Origin of the sequence: Octadecabacter ascidiaceicola (assembly GCF_900185015.1) — a bacterium.
Taxonomy (GTDB): domain Bacteria; phylum Pseudomonadota; class Alphaproteobacteria; order Rhodobacterales; family Rhodobacteraceae; genus Octadecabacter; species Octadecabacter ascidiaceicola.
Map to the genome: position 1 here is coordinate 262633 of NZ_FXYD01000001.1, position 14985 is coordinate 277617.

At 55.3% G+C, this 14985-nt stretch carries 11 protein-coding genes; 3 read left to right on the forward strand and 8 right to left on the reverse strand.

Going from position 1 to position 14985, the window contains the following annotated elements:
- Window positions 1-5: 5 nt before the first annotated feature.
- Window positions 6-1376, reverse strand: coding sequence for a class II 3-deoxy-7-phosphoheptulonate synthase (locus tag OCA8868_RS01300; protein ID WP_093994749.1), 1371 nt, complete (start codon window positions 1374-1376; stop codon window positions 6-8).
- 187 nt (window positions 1377-1563) lie between these two features.
- Here OCA8868_RS01300 and OCA8868_RS01305 point away from each other — a divergent pair, with 187 nt between their 5' ends.
- Both OCA8868_RS01305 and OCA8868_RS01310 read left to right on the forward strand, forming a co-directional pair.
- Window positions 1564-2565, forward strand: coding sequence for a GlxA family transcriptional regulator (locus OCA8868_RS01305; protein ID WP_093995470.1), 1002 nt, complete (start codon window positions 1564-1566; stop codon window positions 2563-2565).
- 41 nt (window positions 2566-2606) lie between these two features.
- Window positions 2607-3032, forward strand: a complete 426-nt coding sequence (locus OCA8868_RS01310; protein ID WP_093994750.1) for a hypothetical protein — start codon at window positions 2607-2609, stop codon at window positions 3030-3032.
- A 146-nt stretch (window positions 3033-3178) separates the two neighbouring features.
- On the opposite strand, the gene OCA8868_RS01315 is transcribed toward OCA8868_RS01310, so the two are convergent.
- A complete protein-coding gene (locus OCA8868_RS01315; RefSeq protein WP_093995471.1) occupies window positions 3179-4051 on the reverse strand; it encodes an NAD(P)-dependent oxidoreductase in 873 nt (290 codons plus the stop codon).
- 101 nt (window positions 4052-4152) lie between these two features.
- Here OCA8868_RS01315 and OCA8868_RS01320 point away from each other — a divergent pair, with 101 nt between their 5' ends.
- The gene (locus OCA8868_RS01320; protein ID WP_093994751.1) at window positions 4153-6618 is read left to right on the forward strand and encodes a penicillin acylase family protein; all 2466 of its coding nucleotides are present in this window, start codon (window positions 4153-4155) and stop codon (window positions 6616-6618) included.
- 3 nt (window positions 6619-6621) lie between these two features.
- On the opposite strand, the gene hflX is transcribed toward OCA8868_RS01320, so the two are convergent.
- The 6 genes from hflX to OCA8868_RS01350 all read right to left on the reverse strand — a co-directional run bounded on the left by hflX (window position 6622) and on the right by OCA8868_RS01350 (window position 14936).
- Window positions 6622-7974: a GTPase HflX gene (hflX, locus tag OCA8868_RS01325; RefSeq protein ID WP_093994752.1), complete on the reverse strand. Its 1353-nt coding sequence runs from the start codon at window positions 7972-7974 to the stop codon at window positions 6622-6624.
- Window positions 7975-8211: an RNA chaperone Hfq gene (hfq, locus tag OCA8868_RS01330; RefSeq protein ID WP_093994753.1), complete on the reverse strand. Its 237-nt coding sequence runs from the start codon at window positions 8209-8211 to the stop codon at window positions 7975-7977.
- Window positions 8212-8344: 133 nt separating this feature from the next.
- A complete protein-coding gene (locus OCA8868_RS01335) occupies window positions 8345-9859 on the reverse strand; it encodes a TrkH family potassium uptake protein (RefSeq protein ID WP_093994754.1) in 1515 nt (504 codons plus the stop codon).
- Window positions 9859-11235 carry a Trk system potassium transporter TrkA gene (gene trkA, locus OCA8868_RS01340; protein ID WP_093994755.1) on the reverse strand — a complete coding sequence of 459 codons (1377 nt, stop codon included), beginning with the start codon at window positions 11233-11235 and terminating at the stop codon, window positions 9859-9861. The genes OCA8868_RS01335 and trkA overlap by 1 nt, the downstream gene beginning before the upstream one ends.
- 69 nt (window positions 11236-11304) lie before the next feature.
- Window positions 11305-12711 (reverse strand): nitrogen assimilation response regulator NtrX, encoded by a 1407-nt coding sequence (ntrX, locus tag OCA8868_RS01345; RefSeq protein ID WP_093994756.1) that lies wholly within the window; start codon window positions 12709-12711, stop codon window positions 11305-11307.
- Window positions 12712-12719: 8 nt separating this feature from the next.
- Window positions 12720-14936, reverse strand: a complete 2217-nt coding sequence (locus tag OCA8868_RS01350) for a sensor histidine kinase NtrY-like (RefSeq protein WP_093994757.1) — start codon at window positions 14934-14936, stop codon at window positions 12720-12722.
- Window positions 14937-14985 lie beyond the last annotated feature (49 nt).

Sequence of the window (14985 nt, forward strand, 5' to 3'; positions counted from 1 at the left end):
TTGGCTTAGGCCGACTGCGCAGTCTTTACATTGTCGCGACGTGCAGACAGCTCTTCGCCAACCAAGAACGCCAGTTCAAGCGATTGGGACGCGTTCAAGCGTGGGTCACAGGCTGTGTGGTAACGATCAGACAGGTCTTCATCGGTCACAGCACGCACACCACCGGTACATTCGGTTACGTCAGCGCCTGTCATCTCAAAGTGGACACCACCTGGGATCGTGCCTTCGGCGTTATGGACGCCGAAGAATTCACGCACTTCGCGCAGAACGGACTCAAACGGGCGGGTTTTGTAACCCGTGGACGACTTAATCGTGTTGCCGTGCATTGGATCACATACCCACGTGACCTTGGCACCCTCTTCTTCCACGGCTTTGATCAGACGCGGCAGGTGTTCACCCACAGTGCCAGCCCCAAAACGCGCGATCAGGGACAAACGACCCCCTTCGTTGTTCGGGTTCAGCTTGGCCATCAACGCCTTAAGGTGGCCGGATGTCATTGTCGGGCCGCACTTCAAACCAATCGGGTTTTGCACGCCAGCGCAGAACTCAACATGGGCACCGTCAGGTGCGCGTGTCCGGTCACCAATCCAAACCATGTGACCAGAGCCAGCTAGCCATTTTCCGGATGTGGAATCCAAACGTGTGAGGGCTTCTTCATACTCAAGCAGCAAAGCCTCGTGGGAGGTGTAGAACTCAACCGTCTGAAGCTCGTGGTTCGTGTCCGTGGACAGCCCCGCCGCTTTCATGAAGTCAAGCGTGTCACCAATGCGTGCCGCCATTTCGCGATACTTTTCCGCCTCAGGCTTGGCTGTAAACGCAAGGTTCCAACCGTGCACCTGATGCACATCTGCATAACCACCCGTGGAAAACGCGCGCAGCAGGTTCAGCGTGCCAGCGGCCTGCGTGTAGGCTTGCAACATCTTTTCTGGGTTCGGGATGCGGGCTTCTGGTGTGAAATCCAGGTCATTGATGATGTCACCACGGTAGCTTGGCAGTTCAACACCATCGACCGTTTCCGTGTTTGCAGACCGTGGCTTGGCAAACTGCCCCGCCATGCGACCGACCTTAACAACCGGAACCTTAGCGCCGTATGTCAGCACCATCGCCATCTGCAACATCACTTTGAACGTGTCGCGGATTTGATCAGCATTGAACGCCGCAAAGCTCTCGGCGCAATCGCCGCCCTGCAACAGAAACGCTTCACCACGGCTGACTGCCGCCAGATGTTCACGCAAACGGCGCGCTTCGCCCGCAAACACGAGCGGTGGATAGGAGCTGAGCTTTTCCTCAACAGCGGCTAAGGCCGCAGCGTCGGTATAGTCCGGCATCTGTACCCGCGGCTTGCTGCGCCAGTCAGATTTTTTCCAGTCCGTCATATTCTTGCTCCGAGTTTGGCGCCCGAAATGGGCGCGTTAGCGATATCAACACTGCATATAACCTTCCTGTGGATAAGGTCCAATGGCAAAAGACGACTGATTTTACCGCAAACGGTGTTTAATTGTCTTGATCGCCGCGCTGAAAGGTGGTGAGGCTTGGTATCGAATTTATGGATGCGAACACGCCATGCAACGCTACAATACTGTCGACATCGAAGCCTCCCGCAATTCACCGCGCCGGTTCGTCTTCGTTTTGTTGAACGAATTTACGCTTCTGTCCTTTGCTGCCGCAATTGATTGTTTGCGCTTGGCCAACCGTATGGCGGGCCAAGAACTCTATAGCTGGCGTATCATTGGCGAAGGTGGGGAAACTTGCACGTGCTCAACGGGGACGACTTTTACGCTTGATGGCGATCTGGATGAATTGCATCGCGATGATACGGTCATGCTATGCGGTGGGCGTGATGTTCAGGCGGCCACAACCAAGAAGGTTTTGAACTGGCTGCGCCGCGAAGCGCGCCGCGGATTGGTAATGGGTGGTTTGTGCACTGCAGCGTTTTCACTGGCGAAAGCTGGGTTGTTGGACGGCAAACGCGCCACGATCCACTGGGAAAACCACGACAGCTTTTCTGAGGAATTTCTCGAAGTCGAACTGACGAAGTCTGTATTCGTCAAAGATGGCAACCGCTGGACAACCGCTGGCGGCACATCTTCAATTGACTTGTTCTTGCAGATCATCGCGGATCACTACGGAGAAGAGCTCGCAAATGCAGTAGCTGATCAGCAAATCTATAGCGCAATCCGCACTGACCAAGACACGCAGCGTTTGTCTATTCCGACACGTATCGGAGTGCGCCACCCAAAGCTCAGCCGCGTTATTCAAGCGATGGAGCAAAATATCGAAGAGCCGATCAGCCCATCCATATTGGCCAAAGATGTCGGTATGTCCACGCGCCAGCTTGAACGCCTGTTCCGCCGCTACCTCAACCGTTCGCCAAAGCGCTACTATATGGAACTTCGTTTGCAAAAGGCCCGTAACTTATTGATGCAAACAGATATGTCCGTGATTAATGTCGCGCTGGCGTGCGGGTTCGCCTCGCCAAGCCATTTCTCAAAATGCTACCGCGCGCATTATGACACCACCCCTTACCGCGAACGCGGCGCCCACGCGGCTCGTTTGTCTGTTTAATGTATTTTGCCCTACGGCACCGTTACGAAAAGGTTTGATTGATGAAACGTTCCACAATGTTGCCGGTCTTGGTTGTGATCACCATCGTATTGCTTGCGTTGATCGTCATGCTTTCGGGGCGCTCGAATGATCCAGGCATCAAAGGCGACCCTGATTTCCCGCATTTCGCCTGCCAAATCACCAAATACTGCGAAGGCGAGACCTGCAGCGAGGACCCGATCCCATTCGTTGCCTACCTAAGTCACGCGGACAGCTTGCCGCGCTTGGAATTGCCGCGCTTCAACCCGCGTGCAACTCTGACGGAATTGCCAGATGGTTACATGTTCGAAAGCGACGGCGGAGAAGTCAGCGGAACAGTAACGATTTTCAGCGGCCGTGGACTCGACCTAACGGGAACATCCGGTTCTGAGGATGCTCCTGTAGAGCACTTTGCGTCCGGACGCTGTGACCGCCTCGTAGAGCCATAAAAACCGCAAGAATATGGTCAGCAAACGGCCCTGCCCCCAATCGCCAACATATTGTTTGCCTTTGTTTTTCAAATATCCTGGGGGGATCGCGTAGCGATGGGGGCTAGCCCCCACCTGATCGGATTTGCGAAGCAAATTCGATTACATCACCCCAGAGCACGCAAACGTTTGATGAGGCTAGAAGTGTCCCAACGACCGCCGCCCAAATTCTGAACGTCCTTATAAAACTGATCGACCAGCGCGGTGACAGGCAATGACGCGCCTGTCTCATTCGCAGTATCCAAACAAATTCCAAGGTCTTTGCGCATCCAATCCACTGCAAAACCATGTTCGAACTGATCATCAATCATGGTCTCGTAACGGTTTTGCATTTGCCAAGACCCTGCAGCGCCTTGGCTGATCACCTCAACCACAGCACGCCCATCCAGGCCCGCTTTCTCTGCGAAATGCAGTGCCTCAGACAGCCCCTGTACCAATCCCGCGATCGCGATCTGATTGCACATCTTGGTCATCTGGCCAGCACCGCTGTCTCCAATACGGCGGCAAACGCGTGCGTAAGCATCGATGATCGGCTCAGCGCGCGCGTATACATCCGCGTCGCCGCCGCACATGACCGACAGCACTCCGTTTTCAGCACCCGCCTGCCCGCCGGAAATCGGGGCATCCACAAAGGACAGCCCAGCTTCAGCCGCCGCGGCGTAAAGCTCACGCGTGACGGATGCAGAAACGGTCGTATGATCAACAAACACCGCGCCCTTTGGCATGGTTTCAAATGCACCATCCACACCCGTGCAAACCGCACGAAGATCGTCGTCGTTCCCGACGCAAGCCATAACAAAATCTGCACCATCAGAGGCCAAGGCAGGCGTCGCCGCCATTGTGCCACCATACTGGGCAACCCAAGCCTCGGATTTGGATGCGGTTCGGTTATAGACGGTCACGTCATGGCCGGCCTTTACCAGATGCCCTGCCATTGGGTAGCCCATGACCCCCAAACCCAAAAATGCCACCTTCGCCATCATGCTTCTCCCGCTTGCATCACAATTGCTGTTGCGAGATAGGTAACGGACCCCCGCCGCACGTCAACCACTCAGGCGGGTTGTTCAACAAGGGACTTGTTATGGCACTCGTTTTTCGCTGGCTAATCCGCCTAGCCTCCGCGCTGATTGTTTTGACTGTCGCGACGATTGCACTCGTCTATTATTTCGCGTCCCGCTCCTTGCCAGATTATGAAGGCACGTTTGAGGTTGCGGGAATTTCCGCGCCCGTAGAAATCGTGCGCGACAACGCCAATGTTCCGCATATTTTCGGTGAGACAGACGAAGACGTCTTTTTTGCCCTTGGTATGGCCCATGCCCAGGATCGCCTGTGGCAAATGACCATGCTGCGCCGCACGGCCCAAGGGCGCCTGTCCGAACTGTTCGGCGCCCGCACCCTTCCGATCGATAGCCTGATCCGTCGTCTCGACCTGTACCCGTTGTCTCAAAAATCCGTTCAGGCAATGGACGAAGAGACCCAATCGGCGTTGCGGGCCTATTCAAGCGGTGTGAATGCTTGGATCGACCAAGTGAACCAAGGCGCACGTGGGCGCGGTGCGCCAGAGATGTGGGTGTTCAATCAAGCGATCGCCCCGTGGCAACCTGCTGATTCCGTGTCGATTGTCAAACTGATGTCGTTGCAGCTTTCCAGCCATCTGGAAGAAGAGGTTCTACGTGCGCGGACATCCCTGATCCTAAGCGACGAAACCCGCCTGAACGACATTCTGCCAGAGGCGCCCGGTGCAGGTTTGGCAGCGTTGCCTAGCTATGCCGCTCTTATGCCGAATGTTCCGCGCTATGCCCCCAATAACCGCATGGTGTTTGACCCGATTTCGCCGGTGGTGCCGCGCACCCTTGCGGGCGCGTCCAACGCGTGGGCCGCTGGTATTTCGCGGTCCGCCACGGGGTCAACGCTTTTGGCAAACGATCCGCACCTTGGCCTGACGGCTCCGTCTATCTGGTACCTCGCACGGCTTGAACTTGAGACAGGTGGCGTGATCGGCGGCACCATACCCGGTGTTCCGGTGGTTATGCTTGGGCGGTCTGCCGATCTCGGTTGGGGCATCACCTCGTCCTATCTAGACGACCAAGATGTCTACATCGAAGAAGTGAACCCGTCCAACGCAAACCAGTACCGCGTGCCGAATGGCTGGGCCAACTTCGAGACCCGCGAAAGCATCATCCGCATCAAGGATGCACCATCGATCACGTTACAATTGCAGTGGACGGTGAACGGTCCTGTTCTGCCGCCTGATCAATATGACCTCGCAACGATCCGCCCTCCTGGGCATGTGACGGTGCTGGGCTGGACGGCGCTTTCGGACGAAGACACAACCATGCAGGCGGCGATGAACCTGATGCGGGCCCGCACCGTCGAAGCTGGGATTGCCGCCGCTGAGGACTACGTTGCGCCATCCCAGATGCTGACCCTCGCGGATCGTAATTCTGTCGGGCTAAAGCTGATCGGGCGCGTTCCGAACCGTAGCCCTGAAAACGTGACGCAAGGGCGCCTGCCGCATTTCGGCTATTTACTGCAAAACCGCTGGGATGGTTGGCGTGACTATGCTGAAAACCCCGAATGGATCGATCCTGTTGGCGGCATCGTCGGGAATACAAATAACAAGGTTACCAACGCACCCTACCCTGCAAACATCAGCTTTATGTGGGGTGACAGCCAGCGCGTGAACCGTTGGCGCTTGCTGATGCAAGCCCGCGAAGTCCACACCCGTGACAGCTTCATTGAAGCGCAAAGTGACACGGTGAGTTACACCGCACGTTCGATCCTGCCCCTTATCGGTGCGGATCTTTGGTTTACTGGCGAAGCTGCGCCAGAAGGAACGCCCGAAAAACTGCGCCAAGACGCGCTGTCATTGTTGGCCGAATGGAACGGTGAAATGAACGAGCACCTGCCTGAACCGCTGCTTTACGCGGCATGGATGCGCGCCTTGCAAGACCGCCTTATCCGCGATGAACTTGGCCCGTTGGCCCATGAATACACTCATGTTGAGCCGCTGTTTATTGAACGCGTGTTCCGCGACACGGACGGTGCGGGTGCATGGTGCGACGTGCTGCAATCTGCCCCTGAAGAAACCTGCTCAGACATCGCTCGCATGGCTTTGGATGACGCATTGATCTGGGTTTCAGCCAACCACGGCACAGCACTTGAAAGCCTGCGCTGGGGCGATGCCCATGAAGCGACACACGATCATCCTGTTTTGGGCGAAGCCCCCGTGCTACGTTGGTTCGTGAACATCCGTCAGTCTACATCAGGCGGAGACAACACATTGATGCGTGGGCGTACGTCCGGCACAGGCGATGACCCGTTCTTAAACGTCCATGCTGCGGCCTATCGTGGTGTCTATGACTTCGCGGACCCTGACAGTTCGGTATTCATCACATCCACAGGGCAATCAGGCCACTTCTTGTCGCGCTACTACGACGATCTCGGTGATCTATGGCGTCGTGGTGAGTACATTCCGATGTCACTTGATCCCGCACTGGCGCGTGGTGGTGCCGTTGGCATTACTGTTCTAGAACCGCATCAATAAGCCTTAATCGAGCGGGTGGTATTCCCCACTCGGTTCTTCCGGCTTTTCCTCGACCTGTTCGGCGCCAGCGGGTATCGCGTCTGGGAACTGCTTCTCAAACTGCGCCTGCTGCTGTGCGCTCCAGCGCACGTCAATGGTCCAGCCGGTTTCGCTCTGTTCTTCGCTTTCAATTACGCCCTCACGTGTAAGCCAGCTTTGCGCGCCGCCTTGCGCCCAATCCAGCGTAAGCGTGAGCACGCGGGTCTTCCCCTTAAGGTTTTCGCTGACGGTATGCAAAAGCCGGTCTAACCCCTCGCCCGTAACGGCGGAAATCGCGAACACGCTTTCATCGTCCTTGTTCAACGCCTTTAGGTAGCCCGCGTCTTCATCGCTGAGCAGATCAACTTTATTGAGAACTTCGATCATCGGGACGTCTGGGTTCACATCAAGCTGGCGCAGCGTGTCGAGCACGGCTGCCTTCTGTTCAGCAGACTGCGGATGGCTGACATCGCGCACGTGCAGGATGATGTCCGCCTCAAGCACCTCTTCAAGGGTCGCGCGAAAGGACGCGACCAGCTGCGTTGGCAGCTCAGAGATAAATCCAACGGTATCGGACATGATCACATCATCACCGGATGGCAATTCAACGCGGCGCATGGTCGGGTCCAGCGTGGCGAACAACATGTCCTTGGCGAACACATCCGCACCGGTAAGACGGTTGAACAACGTGGATTTGCCCGCGTTTGTATAACCGACCAATGCGACAATTGGATACGGAACCTTCGCGCGGGCCTTGCGATGTAGCTCGCGGGTTTTGACGACTTTCGACAGCTGTTTTTTCAGACTGTTCAGCTGCGCATCAATGGCGCGGCGGTCCGCCTCGATTTGCGTTTCACCGGGACCACCAACAAAACCTAGCCCGCCACGTTGGCGTTCAAGGTGCGTCCATGCGCGTACAAGGCGGGTGCGTTGATAGGCCAGCGCGGCCATTTCGACCTGCAATACACCTTCGCGGGTGCGTGCGCGGTCGCTGAAAATCTCAAGGATCAGACCCGTGCGGTCCAGCAGCTTAACGCCCCACTCTTTTTCAAGATTGCGTTGCTGAACGGGGCTGACGTGCCCGTCGATCAACACGAGGCCCGCCTCGGCATTCTTTAGCCAGCCGTCGATTTCCTCAATCTTGCCGGAGCCAAACAGTTTGCCAGCGTGAACTTTGGGCAGGCTTACAACCTGGCTGCCCACAACTTCAAGCTCGGGCAAAGCCCGCGCCAAAGACACGCCTTCCTCAAGCGCGGAAACAGCGTTCCTACGCATTTGGTTCGACTTTATTTCAGGATGCAGGACGAAGGCACGCGTGGCGGACCGTTCTTCCCCCATTTACTCAGCTTCGCCGTCGTACAGGCTAATCGGAGTGCTTGGCATGATCGTGCTGATTGCAGATTTGTAGACAAGTTGGCTCTGGCCATCGCGACGCAACAGCACGCAAAAGCTGTCAAACCAAGTGATGACACCTTGAAGCTTCACGCCGTTGATCAGGAAAATTGTTACTGAAACCTTGGCTTTACGAACGTTATTAAGAAAAGCGTCCTGAAGGTTTTGTTTGTCTGAGGCCATGTTCCCCGTCCTTATTCTTATTGTGACCGACGTTGCGGCCAATTACTATCCATCCAGAGTTCACTATGTCTTGGCGGGTATGCAATATCCACCCCAAAAGCAAATGAGTACATAAAGCAAAAATAAGGGTGACTTATTGGCGCCAGAACTCAGGATTTAGAAGCGCGATGATCGCAAGCGCCTCGAGGCGACCAACAACCATCGCCAGCGCGAGGACGACTTTGCCGAAGTCAGGAATACCTGCGTAGGAAATGGGTGTTTCCGCCGCAACAGATGCCAGCGGGCCGGTTGTCGATAACGCGGACACAGCCAGCACCATCGCTGTTTCAAACTGAACACCTGTGAACGCCAAAAGCACCATGACGGCCGCGATTGAGATCGTGAACAACATAAAGAAAATCCACGCTATTTGAGCGCCTTGGCGTCTGATCTGGCGGGCCTCTGCCCCTGCTCCGCCGACTGAGGATGGATGAATGAGGCGCTCGATTTCGCGCTGGCCATGTTTCCAAAGTGCGTAGACCCGTAAAAGCTTGATCCCGCCCGCCGTCGTGGCGACGCCCCCGCCAATCAACGAAAGCCCAACCAGCATCAACCCTGGAGTGCCAAGCCCCGACCATTCACGTACGGACGACCATTCAGCGGACTCAAAGCCCGTCGTGGTCAAGAAACTGGTGATCGTGAACAGTGCCCCCCAAAGCGCTGCCGCTGCGGATGCGATGTCGTTGTTGGCGGAATCTTCAAACGCAACGATGCCATGGCGTAGAAACAATACCGCGACCAACCCGCCAATCATCATCAGCGCAAGTTTGAATTCGCTGTCTTTTCGCAAAGGTTTGATTTCTTGCCCGGAAACGCCACGCGAAAACGTCACGCGCGACAGCGCAAAGGCAAAGAAAATCACAATGATCAATTCGCCCGTAAAACCAGCGGATGACTGAGAAATCCCATCCATCGGTGAAATTCCAGACGTCGCCATGACGGACATCGCATGGCACATGGCCACAAACGAATTTTCGCCTGCGGCTGTCAGCCCCAACCACAACAGCGCCGTAAGCGCGAAATAAAGCGGCACCAGTTTTGAACCAAATCGAAATAGCCGTTCAGATGGGTCCGAAACACGCCCCACTTGCGCAAAAGTCTTTTCGCTCGCGCTGCCTCCGTGAGTGGCGCGAACCTCAAATCCACCGATATTGAGCGGAGCAAGTATTGCAATGGCTGCGACCCAGATCAGCAAGCCCCCCATCCAGCCCATTAATGCACGCCATAGATGAACGGATCTCGGTAGGTCGCTTGTGTTGTCAAACAGGGTCGCGCCTGTGGTGGTGAACGAAGACACACTTTCGAACCAGGCCTCAAGAAACGTCATTGCCGGAACCGCTTCATACATCGGCACTGCAAGCACAACAGGAAGAACCAAAAACGCCGCCAGCAGCGAAACGAGGTACCCCCGAGACAATGCGATTTTGTAGCTCGCGGTGGCCAAGCCGATAAATATCGTCAGAACAAAAAGAAGCAGCGCAGAATAGAAGAAAGCTCGCGATACCGCGTGGTTATCAACGACAAATGCATGAATGGCAGGAAAAACCATCGCCAACGCGCTTAGCCCCATAAGTAGGACAAAAAACGGGCGTTGCGACAGCCGATGCATCAGAAAAAGTCGATGGAGACTTGAAGCAAGGCCTCAACTTCTGCGACCTGACTGGCCATCGCAAAGATCGCGACAACGTCGCCCTCTTCGATACGCATGTTGCCGTGAGGCTTGTGCATCTTGCCAGCCGTCATGACCCCACCGACAAGGACGCCTTCTGGGAAGTCAACGTCGCGCAGCAACTTACCGGCCATTGGGCTTGTCGTGAGCACCTGCGCTTCGATCACTTCTGCCTCCGCATCACCGATCGAGTACACAGACCGCACGCGGCCGTGGCGGATGTGGCGCAAGATCGAACTCACAGTTGTTGCACGCGGGTTAATGTAGGCGTCAATCTCAAGCGGTCCCATCAATGGAACCAATGTCGGATCGTTGGTCAGACAGATCGTCATCGGACACCCCAAACCCTTGGCGCGCACGGCAGCAAGAAGGTTTGTTTTGTCATCATCGGTCACGGCCAAAACCGCATCGGCGTTGGAAATATTGGCCTCTTCGAGCAACGACGCATCGAGGCCGTCGCCGTTTAAAACAATCGTGCGCTCCAGCTGGTCAGCTGCGGCCTCTGCGATTTCGCGGTTCCGCTCAATGACACGCACGCGCACACGTTCGGTTCGGGTTTCAAGCGCACGCGCGACTGCAAGGCCAACGTTCCCGCCGCCAATCACAACAACGCGCCCAAGTTTGCCTTGGGTTTTACCGAAGATTTCTAGCGTGCGCGTCACGTCGGTGGTTTCTGTCATGACGTAGCATTCGTCACCGGGGAAAATCTGATCACCGGCACTGGGCGCAAACAAAGCGCCTTTGCGCCGGATCCCCATAACAACGGCCTTCAAGGTTGAAAACAAATCGCTCAGCTGACGAAGCGGTGTGTTGATAACTGGGCAGTCGTCATCAATCTGAATACCCAAAAGCTGGGCGTTGCCTTCAAGAAAGCTCTCTGTGTCAAATGCAGCAGGTGCCGCCAATCGTTGTAAGGCCGCCTCTGCCACTTCCATTTCCGGTGAAATAACAACATCGATCGGAAGGTGATCCCGACGATAAAGGTCTGAATAAATCGCGTTGAGATAGCTTTGGCCCCGCAAACGCGCGATTTTGCGCTGGACGGAAAAAACGGAATGGGCAACCTGACAGGTTACCATGTTTACTTCGTCTGAATGGGTCGCGGCGATAACCATGTCCGCATCCGCGGCACCTGCCCGCTCAAGAATATCTGGATAGCTCGCAAAGCCGACAATACCCTGCACGTCCAAAGTATCCGTCGCACGCCGCACAAGTTCAGGGTTCTTATCAACAACCGTAACATCGTTTCGCTCGGACGCGAGATGGCGGGCAATCTGCCAGCCGACCTGACCTGCCCCGCAAATAATGACCTTCATGAACGCACCTTGAGTGGTTTGAGTTCAAATGTCGTGACAGATGGGTGCAGTCCGGTCAACATGCGAGGCTCACTCTTCCGCGTCTTCTTCGACATGGGCAACACGTGCGCCCGCCTTGTTGGACGTCACAACACCAAGCGTCTTGAGCTTGCGGTGAAGCGCTGATCGCTCCATGCCGACAAAGCTTGCGGTGCGGCTGATATTGCCGCCAAAACGGTTGATTTGCGTCAGAAGATATTCGCGTTCAAACAGCTCGCGTGCTTCGCGCAGTGGAAGCGTAGCAAGGCTACCTGACAGGAGCACACGCCCCTCGTCGGCTGGCCCTTCAGACTGGCTTGGAAGCTCCTTGGCCTCAATCGGACCGGTCGCATCACCCAAGATCAGCACGCGTTCCATGACATTCTTCAACTGACGTGCATTGCCTGGCCATTGCATCGTTTGCAGCAAAGCACCGGCCTCATCGGACAATTCACGCGCCGTAAGCCCTTGAGATGCATTCAGTTCTTCAATGAAATAGGCTGCGAGGAGCGGAATATCTTCACGCCGCTCTTCTAAGCTTGGCACATGGATCGGCACGACGTTCAGGCGGTGGTATAGTTCCTGACGAAAGGTTTCTGCTTCAATAGCGGCCGTTAAGTCTTTGTTTGTGCTTGAAATAACGCGAACATCAACTTGAACTTTATCGACGCCACCAACACGTTGGAACTTCTGATCAACCAGCACGCGCAGCAGCTTTGACTGTGTGCCTAGGGGCATGTCAGCGACACCATCAAAATAGATGACACCCCCGTCCGCTTCCTCCAGCAAGCCCCGCTCGACACCGCGGCCTTCGGTCTCACGCCCGAAAAGAACCTCTTCCATGCGCTCCGGTTCAATGGAGGCGCAATTGACCGAGACAAACGGCATATCAACGCGGTCGGAATTCACATGAATGTAACGTGCAGCGGTTTCCTTGCCAGAACCACCTTCGCCCGTCAGCATCACACGACCATTGGATTTGGTGACTTTGTCGAGTTGCGAGATCAGCGTTCGGAACGCCGCACTTTCACCAAGCATTTCCGTTGGACCCGCATCTGTGCGCTTCAAATCGATGTTCTCTCGGCGTAGGCGGCTGGTTTCCATTGCGCGGCGAATAACGACCATTAGCTGATCAATATTAAACGGTTTCTCAATGAAATCATACGCGCCCTGCTTAATTGCAGCGACCGCGATTTCGACGTTCCCATGGCCGGAAATGATGACCACAGGCACTTCGGGGTGGTCGCGTTTCACTTGCTTCAGAATGTCGATCCCGTCCATTCGACTGTCCTTTAGCCAGATATCAAGGATCATCAACGCAGGCGTTTCCTTCTCGATCTGGGCCATGCACTCGTCAGATGTGCCGGCCAGTCGTGTCGAAAACCCTTCATCCTTGAGGATATCAGAGATCAGTTCGCGGATGTCGCGTTCGTCGTCGGTGATCAGAATATCGCCCATTGGTTACCTCATGCTGTTTCTATTTGGGGCAGCTCGGTTGCTGCTTGAATTGGAAGTGTGATGACAGCCATCGCGCCTACGCGCCCTGTTTCATCAAAAGCGGGCGCGTCCGTCAGGGTCAGCGTTCCGCCATGCTCATCGATAATTTTCTTCACGATCGGCAGGCCAAGGCCGGTGCCTTTCTCACGTGTGGTCACGTAGGGTTCGAACAGCTTCGCGCGGTCTTCGGGAAGACCAATGCCGTTGTCCGCAATCGTTAGCGTTGCTACTTCGTCAGTTGTTGATAGACGAATTTGAATTTGTGGCTTAACGTCGATGTCAGGATCATTTTCCTGCAAACTTTCAATGGCTTCGCCAGCGTTCTTAATGAGGTTTGTAAACGCTTGAGACATCATCGTGCTATCCAGATCAGACAGCACTTTGCCCTCTGGGATATTCACATCAAATGAAACACCCGGTTGGCCAGATTCCTGTAGCGTCACAGCGTCTCGCAGGATCTCGGCAAGGTTATACGTGCGTCTGTCGGGTTCCGGCATCCGTGCGAACTTAGAAAACTCATCAACAATGCGCCGTAAGTCATTGGTTTGACGTACAATAACGTCCGTCAGTTGTTCCAGATCAGCAGGAATATCCACTTCGCGGCTGAACTTACGCTTAATCCGTTCCGCAGACAGCTGGATCGGCGTCAGAGGGTTCTTGATCTCATGTGCGATGCGTCGGGCAACATCACCCCACGCGGCCATTCGCTGGGCAGAAACAAGATCGGTCACATCTTCAAACGCAACCACGTAGCCTTCAAGAGTATCATCCTCACGACGGCGGTGAGACATGCGCACCAATAGACTTTCTTGCTGTCCCCCACGGACAAGGTTCACCTGCCCTTGCACAACGGGTTTCCCACCCATTGTCATCTCATCAAACAGGGCGGCGAACTCCGGTACTGCGACCGCAAGGGCGCTATGTTCCCCACCATCAACTTCGAGGAGACGGTTTGCAGAGCGGTTAACGAACATCACGCGCCCGTCTTCGTCCAAACCGACCACCCCAGACGGCACTGAAGACAGCACAGAGTCAAACAGGCGACGGCGGCGTTCGATCTGGCGTGTGTTGTCGAGCAATTCTTCTCGTTGGTCCCGCAGTTGTGCCGTCATCTGGTTAAAGTACCGCCCAAGCTGCGCGATTTCATCTTCGCCTTCTTCTTCGCGCACACGCACGTTCAGATCACCGGCTCCAACACGCTGAGATGCACCCACCAAACGTCCCACAGGCCGCGACAAGCGTTCCGCAAACCAAAGACCAACCCAGACGGATGCAAGGATTAAAATCAAAGCAAAACCAAGATAAATGAGGCCGAATTCAAACAACACGCGTCCGCGCTCGTTCTCCAACTGCCCATACAGCGCAACGGTTTCTTGGGTTTCGTCTAAAAGCGCGAGGATGCCGCCATCAACTTCACGGGTGACGTATAAATACTTCTCTCTGAACGCAACCAGTGGGATCAAAGCGCGAAACTCGTTGTTCGCCCAATCCTCAATAATCACGAGGCCAGTGACGCTGGCTTCCGCCAGCTCTTCGCGCGTTGGCTGTTCGAAATAGAACTCATATGACCGTTCGCCGCGCGCCCAGATTTCACCATCGCCGTCCAGAACAAAGGCCTCTGTTAGGCCCCGTTCGATCTGGGGTTGGACGGCCGCAAGGGCTTGGCGGACTTCGCCTCGCTCCATGAAAAATGTCTGCAAACGTTCGGTGTTCAGATAACCCGCAAGCGCGTTACCATCGCGTTGAAGTTCGGTTCTGTGCTCTTCTTCATAGGCTTGCGCTGCGGACAATGAGTTGCCCAACACGTCGCGTACACGTTCAGAAAACCACCCTTCAAGCCCGATGTTAATCGTTAAAACGGCAAACACCGCGACGGCGACCGTCGGGATCAGGGCCAGCAAACCAAAAACGCCAGTGAGACGCAGGTGTAGACGCGACCCGGCTGATTTTGCGCGCCGTGCGGCGATCATGCTGACGATGCGTGACGACACCAGTGCCGCAATCACCAACACATAGATGATGTCAGCAAGCAAAATCAGCCGCAGGATTTCCGTACGGCCTGTTTGGTCCAGTGGACGCAGTGCAGAAATCGTTAAAATAATTAGGATCGGGCCGAGCAAAACCAGAACAGCCGTCGTCACGTTTTGGACGCTGCGCCGCCTGCGCCAGCGCGAAAACGCCAGCATGTTTTTACCCAAATGGGATCGCTGCACGCGAATTTCCCCGTTTACCAAG